This window comes from Amycolatopsis sp. FDAARGOS 1241 (assembly GCF_016889705.1).
Taxonomy (GTDB): Bacteria; Actinomycetota; Actinomycetes; order Mycobacteriales; family Pseudonocardiaceae; genus Amycolatopsis.
The window spans coordinates 686,541-703,159 of sequence record NZ_CP069526.1 but is presented as its reverse complement, the minus strand read 5'-3'; the positions used below and the strand labels follow the sequence as shown (position 1 = coordinate 703,159).

The window sequence follows — 16,619 nt, the reverse complement described above, 5'->3', positions numbered from 1 at the left end:
TGTCCGGGCGGCCCGGTCAGCGCCTGGTTGGCCGGTGGATCACGTTTCCCGCGCGGCGTGGCAAACTGTGCTCAGAGCCAAGTCGTCACCGCACCGGACAATTCGCTTTCCGTGGAGCTGCAAGAGAAAATGGCCACCCGCACGAAGGACGTCCGCCGCCTGCCCGTGAGCCATTCGCCGCGCCTGTCGCGGGCGGCTGAGCCGGCGCGGCTGATCGACCGGGCCGGCGCCGCGTGACCGACGTGTTCACCCCGGGGCCGGGGCTGACGGTGTTCAGCCTCCGGCCGCCGGCGGCCTCGGCGGCGCGGTTCCGCGCGGAAGACGTCTGGCGCGACGGTTCGCCGCTCGACGACCTGGCCCGGTGGCGGGACGAGACGCCGGACGCGCTCGCGCTCGTCGCCCGGTGCGTCGACACCGGGGAGACGACGCGGTTGACGTACCGCGAATACGCGCGACTGGTCTCGGTCTACGCCGGGGCGTTGAAGGAGCTCGGCGTGGGGCCGGGCCAGGTCGTGGCGCTGCAGTTGCCCAACGTGTGGCAGGTCAACGTGTTGCTGCTGGCGTGTTTCGCCGTCGGGGCGGTCGTGGCGCCGATCATGCCGACGATCCGGTCGCGTGAGCTGGAGCGGGTGCTCACGCGGGTGGGTGCTTCGGTGTGCGTGACGGCCGACGGTGCCTCGCTGGCCGAACTGGCGCCGCGGCTGCCGCGGCTGCGGCACTGGATCGTGCTGGGGTCGCCCGATTTCGCCGTTTTCGAGCGAGCGCAGCCGATTCCGTTGTCCGAGGCGAGGGTGAATCCGGACCAGGTCAGCCTGGCGCTGTTCACGTCCGGGACCACGGGCGAGCCGAAGGCCGCGTTGCACACGCTCAACACCGAATACGCGACCGCCGCCGCGCACGTCACCGACGACGAGCCCGGCGTGTTCTCCACACCGCATTCGCTGACGCACACCGGCGGCATCTTCTTCTGCCTCATGCGGCCGCTGCTCACGGGCGGCTGCGGCGTCGTCAGCGACCGCTGGGACCCGGCAGCCGTCGCGGACCTGCTGGCGGAAACGGGCGTGACGCAGCTGCTGACCGCACCGGTGTTCCTGACGGAGCTGATGCCCCACCTCCGCCGCGGCGCCCTGCGGTTGGTGACGACCCTCGGCACGGCGACGCCGGCCCCGCTCATCGCGGACGTCGCGCGGGTGCTCGGCCTGCCGCTGCGCACGTGCTGGGGCATGACGGAGGCCGGCGGCACGCTCATGCGCGCGGACGACCCACCGGACTGGGCGCTGCACAGCGTGGGGCGCATCTCGCGCGGCAGCGAACTCGGCCTGCGCACGGACCTGCCGGAGATCACCGCCGAGAAGCCCGCGCGCCTGTACGTCCGCGGCGCCACGGTCTGCGTCGCCACCGTCGGCCGCGACACCGGCTCGCTCCACGTCCTCGCCGACCACGACCACGGCTGGTACGACACCGGTGACCTCGCGATCCCCGATGGCCGCGGCGGCATCCGCCTCCTGGGCCGCGACGCGGACCGCATCGGCGGCGTCCTCATGATCCCGGCCGCCGACGTGGAATCCGCGCTCCTCGACCACCCGGCCATCACGGACGTCGCCCTCGTCGGCTACCCGGACCCCTCGGCCGGCGAACTCGCCGCGGCCGTCGTCGTGCCCGGCCCGACACCGCCGACGCTGGCCGAGTTGCGTGACTTCCTCGCGGGGATCGGCATGACCGAGTGGTACTGGCCCAGCCGGCTGGAACTGGTGACCGACCTACCGCGCAACGCCTTCGGCAAGGTCCGCAAAGACCTGCTCGCCCAGCAGCTCAAGACCGGCTGGCAGACCACCGGCTCGTGACCGGCCCCGCACCGGCGCGCCACCCCGGCAACGGCTTCGACCGCCGTTGTGCCTCGGCAACGCGGCGCTGGTTCTGACGGGCACCCGTGCGGGCGGTCGGCAACCTCGGCCGAGCGTCCCGGCGCACCGGCTCGGTACCGCTCGCACGAACCCGGCGCCGGGCTACCCGCCCACGTCCATCGCCGCGGCACACCGACCGGTCGCCGTGCTCTCCCAGCAGGTCAAGCCGTGCTAGAAGAACCACGGCACCGGCTCGTGACCGCGGTCCACCACGTCGCTGAAGCGTCCGCCCAGGAAGCCCAGTGGTTCGCCGTCGCGGGCGCAGACCTTGAGGACCTCGCCGATCACGACCTCGTGGTCGCCGGCGGGCAGGGCGCGGTGGACCGCACACTCGAGGTGCACCAGGGCGTCCGGGATGACCGGCACGTCGTGCGAGCCCGTTTTCACCGGCAGGCCCGAGAAGTGGTCCTCGCCGCGGCGAGCGAAGCGCAGGGCGAGTTGTTCCTGGCGCGTGGACAGCACGTTCACCGCGAAGCGGCCCGCCGAGACCACGGCCTCGGTGGTGCGCGCGCCCGTCGTCAGGCACACGAGCACCAGCGGCGGCGACAGCGACACCGAGGTCAGCGAGTTCACCGTCATCCCGTGCGGGACGTCGCCGGTTGCGGTGGTGACCACGGCGACGCCGGTGGCGAAGCGACCCATGGCGGTCCGCATCACCACCGCGTCGACGGGGCCGGGGCCCGGCGTGCAGTCGGGCGGCATGCCGGTCATGCGCGGTAGCGGACCTCGAAGGTGAGCACACCTTCGTCGGTGCGCCAAGGCCCGTGCGGCATGCCCGGCGGACGGCACGCGTACATGCCCTTCGTGAAGGTCTCACCCAGGGTCAGGTCGGTGAACGAACCCTCCAGGATGTAGACCTCTTCCCAGAAGTCGTGCGCCTGCACGCCCATCGGGGTCGAGTCGGCACCCGGTTCGTAGCGCAGGATGCGCGTGGCCACCCCGTCGTCGTCGGCGAGGACGCGCTCGGTGATCTTCGGGTCGTCGCCCTTGCAGACGGTGAACTCGACGTCGGTGACGGGGAAGAACTCGTGCTCGGGCTTGCTCACTGGCTCTCCTCCGAGTAGCCGGCCAGGAAACGGTCCACTTCGGACAGCGGGCCGTCGAAGCCGTAGTTGCGGAACGCGTAGCCCTTCACCACGAAGGGCGCACCCGCGTAGAACAGCTCGTATTGGTGGTGGCGACCGGCGAATTCACTGCCGACCGCGTCCCACGCCAGTTTGAACAGCTTCACGCGCTCGGCCGCCGGCGCGCTGGGGCTGTAGATGTAGCGGTCGATGTCCGCGCGCGTCTCCGGGCTCGTCATGTCCTCGACGCTGGACGGCACCTGCAGAACACCACCGCCGACCAGGTCACGCAGAATTCCCAGCACGCGCGGGTACAGCTCCGACTGCATGCCCATCGCGCCGTACAGCGCGCGGCTGCCGGGCCGCCAGAACCCCGCGTCGTCCGGCGCGGCCGTGTACTCCGCGGCCAGCACCGCCGATTCCACCAGCGACACGAGACTCGCCAGCTCCCCCAGCTTCTCCACGACCCCCGGGAACTTGTCGACACCGTTGACCGCCGCGACCTTGCGCGCCAGCCCCGCCAGGAACTGCAGCTTCACCGAGAACCGGATCTGCGCCTGCCAGTTGCCCAGCACGTGGGCGCCCGTCTCGAAGAACTGCCGCCGCACGCCCGCGACGTCGCGGTAGACGAACACGCGCTCCCACGGCACGAACACGTCCTCGAACACCACCAATGCGTCGGTCTCGTCGAAGCGCGTGGTGAGCGGGTAGTCGTAGTGGCTGGTCGCGGCCGGCGCGTACGGCCGGCGGCAGTAGAGCTTCAGGCCCTCGGTGTCCACGGGCAGCGCGAAGCTGAGTGCGAAGTCGGTGTCCTCCGGCGTGAGCGGTTTGATGCACGACACGAAGATCTCGTCGGCGACCGCGCCGCCCGTGGCGAGCATCTGGGCGCCGCGCACGACGATGCCGTCGGCGCGCTCCTCGGCGACGCCGACCTGCACGAGGTCGCCGTCCCACGCGCTCGCGGTCGTGGCGCGGGAGACCTGCGGCGGGATGATCGCGTACGACACGTACAGGTCCTCGTCGACGACCCGCTTCTGGTACGCCGTCACGTTCGCCGCCCGGTCGCCGAACACCTCCGGGTGCGCCGCGAACGCCGCCAGGAACGCCCCGACGTGGTCCGGGCTGCGGCCGACCCAGCCGTGGGTGTGGCGCGCCCATGTGGTGGCGGCCTCGCGGAAGGCGGTCAGCTCCTCGCGGCTGCGCGGCGCCGTGAACAGCCGGTTGACCGCCGAGCCGGCGGGACCGGGCCGGGCGATGCCGGCCTCCGGATCCGCCGCGAGGTCGAACAACTCCCCGACGGTCTTCGCGATCGGCGCGAACCCGGGGTGCCGCGCGACGCCGTCGACGCGTTTGCCGTCGAGATAAACGCGGCGGCCGTCGTCGATCGCGGCCAGGTACTCGGAGCCGGTGCGCATCAGGCCCTCCTCAGCTGGGTTTCGTACACGTGGGACAGTGTCGGTCCGCCGGGCAACCGCAGGTCGAGGCGCCACCGGGTGCCGTACCCGAACTCGCCCCCGAGCAGCGCCAGCGTCCCGCAGTAGAGCACGAGGTCACCACCGTCGTCGACACCGCCGGGCATCCGGCTCAGCGTGTCGGTGGGGTGGCGCAAACTCTCGACGCTGCCCTGCTGGTACAGCTTCTCGTCCACACGGGACTCGGCGGCCAGGTCGTTCCAGTCCACAGTGGAAAGCTCGACGACCTGTTCACCGAGCGGTTTCGGGCACGCGGCCTTGGACAGCTCGATGTCCGTGCGCTCGAGGTCGCGGTCGGTGTGGTCCGAGCCGACGCCGAGGTAGTAGCGGCCGTCGTGGCGAATCACCACGGGCTCGACTTCACCGGACGTCGCCGCCGAGCTCACCTCGATCACCGGCGCGGTCGTCAGCAGGTCCGCGTCGAGCACGTAGTAGGCCGGCACGGTCGCCGGGCGCGGCACGCCGATCGCCGCGAGTTCGGCGATGTGGTGCTCCACCGCGGCTTCGTCCTTGGCGGTGTAGCCCGCGACGACGATCCGGCTCGGCGCGATCTCCAGGCGCGCCCCCGTGTCCGCCACGGTCAGGAAAAGGGACACAGTGCTCCTTTGCAGCGGCCCGGACGGCCACGACAACCGCCCGGGCACCGGTTCGTGGTCAGTCCCGGCCCGCTTCGACGAACTTGCGCGCGGTGAGCTCGGGGTTGGTGAGCAGCACCTCGTGGCTGCCTTCCATGCCGACGAGGCGGAACATCACCAGCCGGTTGGACAGGCGCGGGTGCCGCCCCCACTCGCCCTGCGTGATGTCGTTGTCCTCGTATGGTGCGAGGTAGCTGAACGCCTGCGGCACCTTCTCCCAGCCCGTCATGTCAGCCGGGTCGGTGAACGCGCTCCACGGCTGCGGGCGCAGCTCGTCGTAGATCCGCTGGGCTTCCTCGGCCGAGCCGTCGCCGAAGAACGCGTCGCGCCACACGGGGAAGGGCAGCACCACGCCGCCGTCGCCGCGCTCCTCGAAGCTCGCCTTCAGCGCCGCCACGAGGTGCGGCGGGATCTCGTCCACCAGCGCCCGCCCGTGCCCGGGCACGAACGCGGCGAAGTACACGAGCCGCCGGATCCGCTCGGGCACCTCGATGGCCACCCGCGAAATCAGGTACCCGCCCCAGCTGTGCCCGACGAGCACCACGTCGGTCAGGTCGTGTTCCCGGAGGTAGTCCACGATCGGCGCCGCGCAGGCCCGCAGGTCGACGTGCTTGTCGTCGTCCGGGCCGAGGCCGCCGGCCGTCGGCGTGTGCACCTCGTGCCCGGCCTCCTCCAGGTGCTTGCGGACGGGGTCCCACAGTTCTCCGAAGTGCCAGGCTCCGTGCACCAGTACGAATCGCATCGGCCCGCTCCGTTCCTCACCGCTGAGTTGCGTACGGACATGCTGCTGTCCGCACAGGGCAGCGGCTATCGCCGAAGCGAGCCCCGGTCATCGGATTCGCGCAGGCCCCTCACCGCGCGCCGAGCACCGACGACGGCGTGACGCCGAACCGCGCCCTGAAGTGCGCCGCGAACTCGCCCAGGTGGAAGAAGCCGCATTCGGCCGCAACTTCCGTGACGGTCGTCTGCCCGGGTTCGCCGGCGCTCAGCAGCCGGTGGGCGCGGTCGAGGCGCTGCTCGCGCAGCCACTGACCGGGCGTGACGTCGAGGTCGCGGCGGAAGCCGGCCTGGACGCTGCGCAGGCTGGCGCCGCAGTGGGCCGCGACGTCGGTCATGGCGATGGGCTCGGCGAGGTGGGCGAGCAGGTACTCCATGGCGCGCCGGACCTGCACGGACGGCACGCGCGCCGGCTCGGGTTCACTCGGCAGCTGGGCCAGCAGGAACGATTCGATCACCAGCTCACCGAGCTGCTGCCCGACCTCGGGCCGCCCGCCGGGCCCGAGCGTCGGCAGGCTGACGACGCTGTCCAGCAGCCGGTAGAGGAACGGCGGGGGTTCCGGCAGCGAGAGCGAGAGGTCGACGGGACCGGCCGCGCCGCGGATGCGCCGGGCCGCCGACTCGACCCAGCGCCGGTCCATGCGCAGGATCAGCTGGTCGAACGCGCTGTCGATGTCGAAGCGGAACTCGCGGTAGGGCCCGACGATCGCCGGGTGGCCGGGCGAGACGTCGGCGATGTCACGGCCGTAGGTGAAGCGCGCGGAGCCGGCGACGGGGAAGATCACGAGGAAGTTGTCCTCTTCGGGCACGGCGGGCGCGACCGTCACCTCGGCGCCGTAGCGCAGCCGGTTGAGCGAGATCGGGCCGGCCGGCAGGTGTTCCAGGCGGGTGGCGAGGCGCGCCTGGCGCTGCAGCACCAGCCGGTGCGGGCGCAGGGCCTCGGTGCAGGCGTCGCGCACCTCGTCGGGGTCGCCGCTGGCCGCCAGCACGTGCCGCGAGACGCCGGACAGCCCGGCCGCGACCTGCGCTGCTGTCATGCCGCCTCCCGGTTGTCGTCGGCACGGTCCTCGGTGCGCCGCCCCAGGACAGCACTCCGGCGGGGGCTTGTCCAGCCGTACCACCCGCGGTGACCCGTCCGGGCGTGCGGCTGCGTGCGCGTGCCGCCGGGAAACAGCCGGCCGACTACGGTGGACGCGTGTTCGTGAAGATCTGCGGCCTGCGGACGGCGGCCGACGTGACGTGCGCGGTCGAGGCGGGAGCCGACGCGGTCGGGTTCGTGCTGTGCAAGAGCCCCCGCGACGTCGGCCGGGCGGAAGCGGCGGAGCTGGCGGCGGGAGTGCCCGACGAGGTGCTCACCGTGGGCGTCTTCAAGGGCGTGCCCGTCGAGGCCGTCCGCGCCGCCGTCGCCCAAACCGGGATCCGCGCGGTGCAGCTGCACGGTTCCGGGTACACGCAAGAGGACTTCGCTGCGCTCGAAGACCTGCCCGTGAAGCTGATCCGCGCGATCTCGCTCGAGGACGGCGCGAGCCCCGCAGTCGGCGAGTACGGCGAAGACCTGCTGCTGCTCGACTCGCCGCAGGCCGGTTCCGGCGAGACGTGGAACTGGTCGGCACTGTCCACTCCGGACGGTGAGTGGCTGCTGGCCGGCGGGCTTTCCCCGGCCAACGTGGCCGAAGCCGTCGCCGCCGTGAAGCCGTGGGGCGTCGACGTGTCCAGCGGGGTGGAGTCCTCGCGCGGCGTCAAGGACCAGGGTCTGATCCGCGCTTTCCTCGCCGCAGCAAGGAGTTGACGGCCGGGCGGATCCGGAAACCCGCCCGGCCGCGGGATCAGTTCGTCAGGAACTCGTCGAGCCGCAGCGCGCGGTTGACGATGCGGACGTCACCGATCCAGCCGTGGAACACGTTGTCGATCGCGCCACCGTACTCGTGGCCGCCGAGCAGCCAGGTGAGGCCGAGCGAGGCGATGCCGACCGAGTCGGTCGACGGGTTGTCTGCGACCAAGGCGCTCTCGATGTACGCCTTGGTGTGGTGCCCGTCGTTGACCACCGCGAGGTGCCACCATTGGTCCTCGGGCATGCCGTGGCTCCAGTTGGTGGTCGGGTAGGTCTGGCTCAGCGGGTAGCAGTTGAACTGCAGCTCACGACCGTTGTTCGTGGTCATGAGCTGGGCCACCGGCTCCTTCGGGTCGGTGTTCTTGCCGTGCTTGCCCGCGTCGCCGGCCGCGCCGCGGCGGACCAGCACCGGCATGTTGCCGTTGTTGCCGCCGTCCCAGTCGCGCGGGATCTTCACGAACGTCTCGATGGTGTAGCCGTTCTTGAAGGTCTCGGTGTTCAGCGGCGCGCGCGAGCCGGTGGTGAGGTACGAGCCGTGCAGCGGGTTCTTGCCGCCGACGAACCGCAGGCTGGCGTGGCCCGGCTGGTCGGGGTGGTGGTCGTCGGACCAGGTGAGCGCGCCGGCCGCCGTGCCGGGGACGCTGAGCAGGGTCAGGTCGTTGCCGTGCCCGGACAGGTCGCGCACCTGCTGGCCGGCGGTGAACGCGCTGCCGTTGGCACCGCCGTTGTCGAAGCGCCAGTACGCGAAGGTGCCGGGCACGAGCACCCTGCTCGCGGGCCGGGCGGGGCGGACGGGTACCGGGATGAAGCCGGCGAAGCGCTGCTCGAAGTCGAACGGCATCGCGAAGCGGTCGACCGACGTCGTCAGGCGCGCTTCGAGCGCCTCCAGGCGGTTGCGCTCCGCGGGGTCCTTCTCGAGGATCCACGGCGAGATCGTCTCGACGTCGATGGTGTTGCGCTCGAGGTCGAAGTGGTAGAGGCGCAGCATGCCGCCACCGCTCATGTAGCGGTTCTGGTAGTTCGTGATGTGCAGGTGGACGTCGTTGCCCGCCGAGTTCTTCTTGGTCATGCGGCCCGAAGGCCAGTAGTGGCCGTTGAGCGTCAGGAAGATCTGGTCGTTGTCCTTGATCAGCGTGTCCCACACGGTCTGCCCGTAGCCGCTGAGCTCGGCGTTGTCCTCCGGGTTGCCGGACTCGTACGGGTAGACCTCGTCGCCGTAGGTGGGCGCGACGATCTCGTGGCAGGTCAGGATCACCGGCAGGTTCTGGTGGGCCTTGATGATCTGGTTCGCCCACGCGAAGCCGGCGGCCGAGGTGCGCCAGTCCATGGCGAGCAGCAGCCACTCGCGGCCCGCCGCCCGGAAGACGTGCGCGGTGTTGTAGCCGCTCGCGTCGGAGCCCAGGAAGGACTTCTGGCGCTTGAACCGCTGCGGGCCCATGGTCTGCAGGTACGGCGTGGTGCCGCGGGTGTCGTCGCCGGACACGTCGTGGTTGCCGGCGAGCACGCTGTAGGCGACGTTCGCGTTGTCGACGACCTTGAACGCCTTGTCGACGGCCTGGAACGACGTCGCGTCGGCGTCCTGCGTGAGGTCACCGAGGTGGGCCATGAACACGATGTTGTTGTTCGGCGTGCCGCTGTTCTCGATGACGTAGCGGAACGACGCTTCCTGCGGCTGCGGGTTGAGGCTGTTCTGGCTGCCCCAGTACAGGTACTGCGTGTCCGGCATCACGGCGAGCGTGAACTGCTTGCTCTCGGTGTCGGGGTTCCAGCGGCCCGAGGGTCTGGCGTTCTCCTGCGCTTCGGCCGGCGCCAAGCCGCCCAGTGCTCCCAGAGCCGTCGCTCCGACGCCCGCGAGCCCCGCGTTGCGCAGGAACGACCGCCGGTTCGGCCCAAGGTTTTCAGGCATTCTCCACCTCATCAAGGTTCTTCCGGGATGATCGCCCCGACGCTATGCAGGCCCCCTTGAGCTACGGCGAACGCCAGATGGCCTCCGGCGGGCGGCTGTCTTACCGGGACCGGGCGGTGGCCCGGACTGGGATCCCTGTCACGAATCGCGCGCGCACTCGGTCTACGCGGTGTTCGTCCGTTCGGCGTTCCGGGTGCGGGTGTCCTGGCTGCCGTCCGCCGCGTTCGCCGCTCTCGCTTGGCCCCGCTGCGCCGCCTCTCCCGCTTCGTCCCCGGCTCACGGGCCGACGACGGTGTCGAACTCCTGCTGTGCCTGGCGATGATCGCCATGACCTCCCCCCCCCCCCCCCCCCGTCGGCGGCCCCGTGCCGGCGGCCGGCTGGGAGGCCGTGCTGCTGGTGGCGCTGGGGTGGTCGGCGACTTCCCGCCGCCTCCAGCACACGGCTTCCGCCGCGACCATGCTGTTCCTGCTCACGGCCCTGCCCATGTCCGGTGACCACGGCCCGTGGCTCACGATGCCCGCCCCGACCCGCGGCTGGTGGACGCCCGTCTGCTCCGCCGCCGCCGCGTGGTTCCTGTACGAGGCGGCGCGCTCGGTTCCCTTGTGGCGCCTGGACGCCACGCGCGGGCTGTGCCGGACGGGCATGAGCCGGGGGATGGGGTGCGCTCTCGTGGCGCCGTTCTGACCAATCCATCCGAGCCGGGCCGAGGACACGGCCGGGCTTCGTTGTCGCCGGTGCCGGATCCAGCACTGAGACACTGTCACGGACACTGTCACGATTTCGGGTGGCAGCACTGACGGGCGCGATCGGACCGATCGCACCGCGGGAGGGGGTGATCCGGGGCGGACGAGCCATCGGTGCGGAGCCCTGCCGCGACCGCGTCGACGCGGATCAGCTGCGGTAACGGCTCGCGAGTTCCGTGCTCTGGCCCGCGAAAGCGGCCAGGTCGGCCTGGAAAACGGCGGCGAGGAGGCACGGGTCTTCGACACCGGGAGCGCAGACGACCTCACCGAGTTCCAGGCCGCGCAGGGCCGCGGTGACGACGTCGGCGGCGCTCATCCGCGGGATCGCGCTCAGGTCCAGTCCTTGGCGCTCGTGGAACTCGGTCGCGACCACCCCCGGGCACACGACCTGGACCTGCACGCCGGTGCCTTCGAGTTCGGCGCTGAGGGTCTGGGACATCGCGACCAGGTGGGCGAGCGAACCGGCGTACACGCACGGCGGGGCAGCTGCGAGTGCGGCGCGGGTCCGCTGAAGGCGATCATGCCGGCCACGTTGACGATGGCTCCGCGGCCGCGCTCCTGCATACCCGCGACCGCGGCGCGGGCGAGCAGCGTGGGTGCGAGGACCTTGACCTTGACCAGTTCCCGGGCCTTGTCGGCGGGCAGCTCGGCGAGCGGCATGTAGTGGGCGACGCCCGCATTGTTCACCAGCAGGTCCAGCGGCTCTTCGGCGCAGATCCGCGCGACGGTGTCGATGCCGTCGTCGGTCGAGAGGTCGGCGGCCACGGCGCGGACCAAGGTCGCGGTGTGGGCGGCGGCGAACTGCTCCAGCCGGTCCCGCCGCCGGCCGACGACCACCAGGTCGTGGCCGTCCGCGGCGAGGCGTTCGGCGAACGCCGCGCCGATTCCGGAAGTGGCGCCGGTGACCAGTGCGAGCTTGCTCATGCGCGGTGTTCCCATTCCGTGGTGGTGATCCGCCTGTTGGCGGCGCGGGCGGGTGTTTCGGCCCTGTTGTCACGGTAATCGCCGGCGGGCGGGCGTACCTGGTCCTGCTGCTCCCAGGACTCGCGGGAACAGCCCCGCGCCCCGAAGTCCCTCAGACGTCGATGCGCGCGGAGCAGAACCAGCCGCTGGCGAACCGGTGGCACAGCGGTCGCGCGCCGGAGACGGCCTTGGGGATCGCACCGACAGGCAGGATGGCGGCGGCGGACACGGTGCGGCACAAGACCTCCAGGCCTTCCGCGGTCGTCGAGACCACGGTCGCCACCGGCACCACCTGTCGCTCGAGCACCTCGGCGATGACCCGCCCCAGCACTGCCTGCAGGAGCTCCGCGTCGGTGCGGCCGGTGACCCGGAAGGACGACCGCGAGGACGGCGCCGGGCGCGTGGGACCGAGGAAACTGCCCACGAGCGCGTCGACCGCCTCCGCGATGCAGGCTTCCCGCGTGTCCGCCCACGCCTCGATCCGCAGATCGCCGGCGTGCACAGGACGGCGCGAACCGGCCGTCTTCGGTGGCTTGACCACAGGCTCACCCCCCTTGCCCCGGATGGTCGCGAGAACGCGAGGCACCCCACGAGAGGAGCGTGAGCGCCACGAACTGCGCGCTCCTCATCCGCTGGAGGTGAGACAGCCGTGCGCAACCACCGCCGGCCGTGCCCATCTCGTACCGGCCCTGGCCGTCGGCAGGCCCGACGCCGGGGCGGCGGGTGCGCGACGGACCCGGGCAGCGGCGCCGGCGGGCACACCTCACGCTTTCCAGGTGGTGTGCCGGGATGGCAATCGGGCGAACGTTCGGGCGGCGGCACCACCCGCGCCGCCGTGTCCAGACCGGCGATCGGAGGCATCCGGTGTCGAACTACCCCTTGCTCGACCTCTTCCTGACCTTCGTGTGGTTCTTCCTGTGGATCTTGTGGTTCATCCTGCTGTTCCGCGTGATCGCCGACATCTTCCGCGACGACGACCTCAGCGGCTGGGGCAAGGCGGGCTGGACGATCCTCGTCTGCATCCTGCCGTTCCTCGGCGTTTTCGTGTACCTCATCGCCCGCGGCCACAGCATGGGCGAGCGCGAGCTGGCCCGCGCGCAGCGCCAGGACGAGCAGTTCCGCGCGTACGTGCGCGACGCCGCGCAGTCGCCCCCACCGTCGGGGAACGGACGCGACCACGTCGGCGAACTGGAGCGGCTGGCCAGCCTGCGGAAGAGCGGCGACCTCACCGAAGAGGAGTACCAGCAGGCGAAGTCGAAGCTCCTGACGGTCTGACGACGCGGCACCGGCAAACCGGTCAGCACGGATCGAGCCGGCGAACGCGCCGACTCGATTCCGGCTGACCGGCGCGCTCTCCGCGCGGCCGACGCCCTTCGACCGGGGTCGCGCTCAGGAAACGGGTTCGGGCGCGGTCGCCACCGCGGGCGCCGCTATCGCCCTCGTCAGCGGCGACCACGAAACGCTCATCCCCACCGGCCCCGACCGCGCCGAAGCCCTCGGCGCGGCCAAGGCGGCCGCAATCCGCGCGCCGTGAAGGCGGGCGCCGTTCCCGGCACGGTCGCCATCACGCGCCTGCAGGAAACACCCGTCGCCCACGACAGCGCACGCTCGTCGCGGGTACGTGTCACGGCAGCCGGACGGCCGGCCTTGTGACGACAGCTCGGCAGGGATCACTCGGTGCCCCGCACCGATCCGGATCGGCACTCAGCGGAACAAACCGCAGTGGCTGTGGGCCCGACGGCATGGTCCAGATGCGGGTGAATCGAGCGAATCAAGTTCGACGCGCGGCGCAATTTCCGCAGTCCGGACAAGGACGTGCAGCGCACATCGTCGAATGGTGTCACTGTGCGGGTGTCAGGCGGCCAAATGGGGCACCAAGTGGGGAAGTTGATCTCACCCGCACCCCTCCACACCGCTCAGGCCTGGCCGGCAGTGCCCCCGACGGGGTTCGAACCCGCACTGGGTCGATTTTAAGTCGACTGCCTCTGCCAGTTGGGCTACGGGGGCGCAGACACCTTAGCGTTGCCCGCCTGCCGTGTCAGAGGCGCGGCGTGTGCTCCGCCACAGGGAGTGCCCTGGGGGACATCGTCCACCTGATGAGTCGACATGACGACACCCATCCCGAGGGAAGTCGAATCGGTTGGGCCAGGCGGACGCGGCTGATCAGGTGGTCGTGATCGAAAGCGTCGACGTGATCGAACTGGAGGCGTTGCATCAAGGGCTCTGGCGGGGAGGGCGGTAGCTGCGTGGTCAGAACGATCAACAAAAATCAAACTTCCGATCGGTGACGACAAGATGCAGGGAGGTGGTGCGAGCAAGTTGGTCATCGCGTTGGCCCCGGTCATCGTCATGGGCGCCGGCGGAGCCGGGCTGGCCGGTGGCGCCGGAACCACGACGGAAGGGCTCGCCGGCAACACCGCGGGCGACGTCGGCGACGGGCTGCCCGGTCGCGACCTGAGCGTGCGCGAAGCGGAGGAGAAGAAGTCCGCGCAGCGCGGCCGCAAGGACGAAACCTGGTCGCGGCTGGCGCTCAAACAGCTGAAACGCGAAGTCCGCGACGAGATCAAACAGGCCCAGTGCGCGGCGACCGCCACCGATCGGGTGCGCGAGTTCCTGCTGAAGACACCCTGTACCTCGATGAAGCGGATCGTCTTCCCGCTCGGGGACGGTCACGGCAACGCCGTCGTCGTGTCGGTGGTGTGGGTCGGGTTCAGGACGCGTGCGCAGACCGAAGCGTTCGAGCGCGTGGAGAGCCGGCAAGGGGCCGGCGACGTGAAGCCGCTCGGCGCGGCGGCGCTCGGGTTGGCCGGCGTCTCCTTCACTGGGTAAAACTACGGCTCCCACCGGGAGCGGACGATCGTGGCGATCGCCGAGGCCGAGACAGTGGAGGGGCAGCTGGGTGGGGACACGCTCGACGCGATCGCCGAACTGAGCGCCTGGCTGCCGCGTCCGTGAGGCGTCAGCGGCGCGGCGTGTGCTCAGCCACGGGAGACACCGGGGCGAGCGGCGAAGCACCCTCCGGCGACAGTGCGTCCATCAGCAGGTCCAGGTAGCGCCGCCAGCCCTGGGGCGCCGAGGTGGGGAACGAGGGCAGAGTGCCCAGCAGCATCAGGACCAGGCGGGGCACGTCGTCGGGGACGAGGTCGGGGCGGAAGGCGCCCGTGGACTGGCCGCGGGACACCAGGGTGGCCACCGGGGAGAAGTACCGCCAGGCCAGGTCCATCGTCAGCGCGCCCACGTTGTTCGCCGCGGCCAGGGTGGGACGTTCGGACGAGGCCAGGGAAACCACGGACTCCAAAGCGAGGTACACGGCTTCGCGAGGGTCGTCGACGGCGGCCACCCGCGCCAGGACCGGCGTGATGACCTCCTCGAACCGCGCCTCCAGCACCGCCCGCATCAGGTCCTGCCTGTGCGGGAAGCGCCGGTACAGCGTGGCGACCCCGACCCCGACGTCGGCCGCGGCGGCGATCTCGTCCATCGGCACCGTGACTCCGCCGTCGGTGAAGACCTGGTGGGCCGCGTCGATGATGCGCTGGGCGTTGCGAGCTTGCGTCGGCGCGAAGGGGCATGGCCTGCACTATCAACTGATAGTGGACTATCGGTTGAAGAGGAAGGCCCCGATGGCCGAAGGCATCTCCCGGCGACGAGCACTGGCGGCGGCAGCAGCCGCGGCCGCCGGCACGAGCCGAGCTCGACCCGCGCACGTTTCCCAGCCCCGAGCTGCGGCCCTACGTCGACGAGCTGCCGAGACCGCAGATCATCACCGGCGACCACACGATCGCCCTGGCCGAAACCACGCACCGCTTCCACCGCGACCTCGCCCCGGCGCCCACCTGGTCCTACGGCGGCGCCGAATACCTCGGCCCCGCCATCGAGGCACGCGCGAGCAACACCACCCACCTCACCTTCACCAACAACCTCGGCAAGCACCTCTTCGCCGCCGACGTCGACCCCACCCTCGACGGCGCGTCGGAAGAAAGCCGCACCCGGCCGCACACGTCCGTCCACCTCCACGGCCGCCGTCACGCCACCCGAGCAGGACGGCCACCCCATGGACGTCTTCTTCCCCGGCGAACGCCGCACCTACCGCCACGAGAACCGCCAGCCCGCCGCCGGCCTCTGGTACCACGACCACGGCATGGGCTTGACCCGGCTGAACGTCCACGCGGGACTCGCCGGCCTCTACCTCCTGCGCGACCACGAGGACACCGGCGACCGCACCAACGCGCGGCAGCTGCCGAGCGGCGAGTTCGAAGTCCCGCTGATCCTGGCCGACCGCCGCTTCCACCCCGACGGCTCGCTGAACTACCGGACGCTCACCCTCGTGCGGCAGGGTCACTGGGACGGCGGCCAGATCGGCGACCGGCTGACGGTGAACGGCAAGGTTTCGCCGTACTTCGAAGTCGCGCGCGGGCAATACCGGTTCCGGGTGCTCAACGCGTCGAACTTCCGCGCGTACCACCTGTTCTTCCGCGACCGCCGCCCCTGCCACGTGATCGGCAACGACGCCGGCCTCCTCGACGGCCCCGTCGTCACCACGGAAATCCGCCTCACGCCCGGCGAACGCACCGACCTCGTCGTCGGCTTCTCGGACCTGAGCCGGGGCGAGCACGTCGACCTGAACAACGACCAGCGCGAAGCCGACCTCATCGCACTCGTCACGGACGCGCAGCCGCTGCCCGACGTCGCCCGCTTCACGGGCACCGGCGCGAAAGGGCACGCGAAAGCCCGGCCGACGCGCCTGCGCCTCACGCCGAAACCCGGCGCGCCCGACCGCCGCCGCGTCGTCACGCTCACCCAGGACCTCGAGCTCCCGCGCTGGCCGCCGGCCGGCATGTCGCTCAACAAACTGTGCTTCGACGATGACCCGATCGCGATGCCGCGCCAGGGCACGACGGAGCTGTGGGAGGTCGTGAACCTGACCGTCGAGGACCACCCCGTGCACCTGCACCTGGTGAACCTGCACCTGGTCAACCGCCAGGCCTTCGACCCGACGAGCTACTCGCTCGCGCACCCGCGGCCGGCCATGGGCACGGAGTGGGCGCCACCACCCGACGGTTTCCTGCTCGGCGCGCCCCAGCCGCCCGCGCCGTGGGAGTCAGGCCCGAAGGACACCGTGAACCGCCCCCAGAACACCGTCACGCGTTTCCTCCTGCGCTTCCCGACGGCCGGCGAACTCGGTTTCGACCCCGACGCCGAGTTCGGCATGGACCTGCGGGATTACGTCTGGCACTGCCACATCCTCGACCACGAGGACGACTGCATGATGGCCCGCTACCGCCTGGTCCCGTGAACAAGCTGGGCCCATGAACGAAAAAGGAGC

Annotated in this window: 17 protein-coding genes and 1 tRNA gene; 6 read left to right on the top strand and 12 right to left on the bottom strand. The window is 71.1% G+C overall.

What is annotated here, in order from left to right; genetic code table 11:
* Positions 1-233 precede the first annotated feature (233 nt).
* Positions 234-1,844 (top strand): AMP-binding protein, encoded by a 1,611-nt coding sequence (locus I6J71_RS03420; RefSeq protein WP_204093385.1) that lies wholly within the window; start codon positions 234-236, stop codon positions 1,842-1,844.
* Positions 1,845-2,075: 231 nt separating this feature from the next.
* Here I6J71_RS03420 and I6J71_RS03415 read toward each other — a convergent pair whose 3' ends face one another.
* The 6 genes from I6J71_RS03415 to I6J71_RS03390 all read right to left on the bottom strand — a co-directional run bounded on the left by I6J71_RS03415 (position 2,076) and on the right by I6J71_RS03390 (position 6,889).
* The gene (locus I6J71_RS03415; protein ID WP_239154400.1) at positions 2,076-2,615 is read right to left on the bottom strand and encodes a flavin reductase family protein; all 540 of its coding nucleotides are present in this window, start codon (positions 2,613-2,615) and stop codon (positions 2,076-2,078) included.
* A complete protein-coding gene (locus I6J71_RS03410) occupies positions 2,612-2,950 on the bottom strand; it encodes a cupin domain-containing protein (protein WP_204093384.1) in 339 nt (112 codons plus the stop codon). Before I6J71_RS03410 ends, I6J71_RS03415 begins: the two co-directional genes overlap by 4 nt.
* Positions 2,947-4,383: a 4-hydroxyphenylacetate 3-hydroxylase family protein gene (locus tag I6J71_RS03405; RefSeq protein WP_204093383.1), complete on the bottom strand. Its 1,437-nt coding sequence runs from the start codon at positions 4,381-4,383 to the stop codon at positions 2,947-2,949. Before I6J71_RS03405 ends, I6J71_RS03410 begins: the two co-directional genes overlap by 4 nt.
* Positions 4,383-5,036 (bottom strand): DUF2848 family protein, encoded by a 654-nt coding sequence (locus I6J71_RS03400; protein ID WP_204093382.1) that lies wholly within the window; start codon positions 5,034-5,036, stop codon positions 4,383-4,385. The genes I6J71_RS03405 and I6J71_RS03400 overlap by 1 nt, the downstream gene beginning before the upstream one ends.
* A gap of 58 nt (positions 5,037-5,094) precedes the next feature.
* The gene (locus I6J71_RS03395; protein WP_204093381.1) at positions 5,095-5,817 is read right to left on the bottom strand and encodes an alpha/beta fold hydrolase; all 723 of its coding nucleotides are present in this window, start codon (positions 5,815-5,817) and stop codon (positions 5,095-5,097) included.
* Positions 5,818-5,926: 109 nt separating this feature from the next.
* Complete coding sequence (locus I6J71_RS03390) at positions 5,927-6,889, bottom strand: AraC family transcriptional regulator (protein ID WP_204093380.1); 963 nt, start codon at positions 6,887-6,889, stop codon at positions 5,927-5,929.
* Positions 6,890-7,047: 158 nt separating this feature from the next.
* On the opposite strand from I6J71_RS03390, the gene I6J71_RS03385 reads away from it, so the two are divergent.
* The gene (locus I6J71_RS03385) at positions 7,048-7,641 is read left to right on the top strand and encodes a phosphoribosylanthranilate isomerase (RefSeq protein ID WP_204093379.1); all 594 of its coding nucleotides are present in this window, start codon (positions 7,048-7,050) and stop codon (positions 7,639-7,641) included.
* Between the two features lie 37 nt (positions 7,642-7,678).
* Here I6J71_RS03385 and I6J71_RS03380 read toward each other — a convergent pair whose 3' ends face one another.
* Positions 7,679-9,589, bottom strand: coding sequence for a LamG-like jellyroll fold domain-containing protein (locus I6J71_RS03380; RefSeq protein ID WP_204093378.1), 1,911 nt, complete (start codon positions 9,587-9,589; stop codon positions 7,679-7,681).
* Between the two features lie 364 nt (positions 9,590-9,953).
* On the opposite strand from I6J71_RS03380, the gene I6J71_RS03375 reads away from it, so the two are divergent.
* Positions 9,954-10,274: a hypothetical protein gene (locus I6J71_RS03375; protein ID WP_204093377.1), complete on the top strand. Its 321-nt coding sequence runs from the start codon at positions 9,954-9,956 to the stop codon at positions 10,272-10,274.
* A 207-nt stretch (positions 10,275-10,481) separates the two neighbouring features.
* Here I6J71_RS03375 and I6J71_RS47570 read toward each other — a convergent pair whose 3' ends face one another.
* From I6J71_RS47570 to I6J71_RS03365, 3 genes are all read right to left on the bottom strand, one after another.
* Positions 10,482-10,649: a hypothetical protein gene (locus tag I6J71_RS47570; protein ID WP_239154399.1), complete on the bottom strand. Its 168-nt coding sequence runs from the start codon at positions 10,647-10,649 to the stop codon at positions 10,482-10,484.
* A 14-nt stretch (positions 10,650-10,663) separates the two neighbouring features.
* Entirely contained in the window at positions 10,664-11,257 is a 594-nt protein-coding gene (locus I6J71_RS03370; RefSeq protein WP_239154398.1) for an SDR family oxidoreductase, read from the bottom strand.
* A gap of 151 nt (positions 11,258-11,408) precedes the next feature.
* The gene (locus tag I6J71_RS03365; RefSeq protein WP_204093376.1) at positions 11,409-11,837 is read right to left on the bottom strand and encodes an archease; all 429 of its coding nucleotides are present in this window, start codon (positions 11,835-11,837) and stop codon (positions 11,409-11,411) included.
* A 323-nt stretch (positions 11,838-12,160) separates the two neighbouring features.
* On the opposite strand from I6J71_RS03365, the gene I6J71_RS03360 reads away from it, so the two are divergent.
* On the top strand, positions 12,161-12,571 hold the full coding sequence (locus I6J71_RS03360) for an SHOCT domain-containing protein (RefSeq protein ID WP_204093375.1): 411 nt from the start codon (positions 12,161-12,163) through the stop codon (positions 12,569-12,571).
* A 658-nt stretch (positions 12,572-13,229) separates the two neighbouring features.
* Here I6J71_RS03360 and I6J71_RS03355 read toward each other — a convergent pair.
* A tRNA-Leu gene (locus I6J71_RS03355) sits at positions 13,230-13,303 on the bottom strand.
* A gap of 312 nt (positions 13,304-13,615) precedes the next feature.
* Between I6J71_RS03355 and I6J71_RS03350 the strand changes: the two genes are divergently transcribed.
* Positions 13,616-14,125, top strand: coding sequence for a hypothetical protein (locus I6J71_RS03350; RefSeq protein ID WP_204093374.1), 510 nt, complete (start codon positions 13,616-13,618; stop codon positions 14,123-14,125).
* Between the two features lie 130 nt (positions 14,126-14,255).
* On the opposite strand, the gene I6J71_RS03345 is transcribed toward I6J71_RS03350, so the two are convergent.
* A complete protein-coding gene (locus I6J71_RS03345; RefSeq protein ID WP_239155261.1) occupies positions 14,256-14,774 on the bottom strand; it encodes a TetR/AcrR family transcriptional regulator in 519 nt (172 codons plus the stop codon).
* A gap of 573 nt (positions 14,775-15,347) precedes the next feature.
* Here I6J71_RS03345 and I6J71_RS03340 point away from each other — a divergent pair.
* Positions 15,348-16,589 (top strand): multicopper oxidase family protein, encoded by a 1,242-nt coding sequence (locus I6J71_RS03340; RefSeq protein WP_204093373.1) that lies wholly within the window; start codon positions 15,348-15,350, stop codon positions 16,587-16,589.
* Positions 16,590-16,619 lie beyond the last annotated feature (30 nt).

Bases quoted from the DNA above. Each gene is read 5' to 3' on its own strand.
- I6J71_RS03415 (WP_239154400.1), bottom strand. From the start codon at position 2,615: ATGACCGGCATGCCGCCCGACTGCACGCCGGGCCCCGGCCCCGTCGAC.
- I6J71_RS03405 (WP_204093383.1), bottom strand. From the start codon at position 4,383: ATGCGCACCGGCTCCGAGTACCTGGCCGCGATCGACGACGGCCGCCGC.
- I6J71_RS03395 (WP_204093381.1), bottom strand. From the start codon at position 5,817: ATGCGATTCGTACTGGTGCACGGAGCCTGGCACTTCGGAGAACTGTGG.
- I6J71_RS03390 (WP_204093380.1), bottom strand. From the start codon at position 6,889: ATGACAGCAGCGCAGGTCGCGGCCGGGCTGTCCGGCGTCTCGCGGCAC.
- I6J71_RS03380 (WP_204093378.1), bottom strand. From the start codon at position 9,589: ATGCCTGAAAACCTTGGGCCGAACCGGCGGTCGTTCCTGCGCAACGCG.
- I6J71_RS47570 (WP_239154399.1), bottom strand. From the start codon at position 10,649: ATGAGCGCCGCCGACGTCGTCACCGCGGCCCTGCGCGGCCTGGAACTC.
- I6J71_RS03370 (WP_239154398.1), bottom strand. From the start codon at position 11,257: ATGAGCAAGCTCGCACTGGTCACCGGCGCCACTTCCGGAATCGGCGCG.
- I6J71_RS03345 (WP_239155261.1), bottom strand. From the start codon at position 14,774: ATGGACGAGATCGCCGCCGCGGCCGACGTCGGGGTCGGGGTCGCCACG.
- I6J71_RS03340 (WP_204093373.1), top strand. From the start codon at position 15,348: ATGGACGTCTTCTTCCCCGGCGAACGCCGCACCTACCGCCACGAGAAC.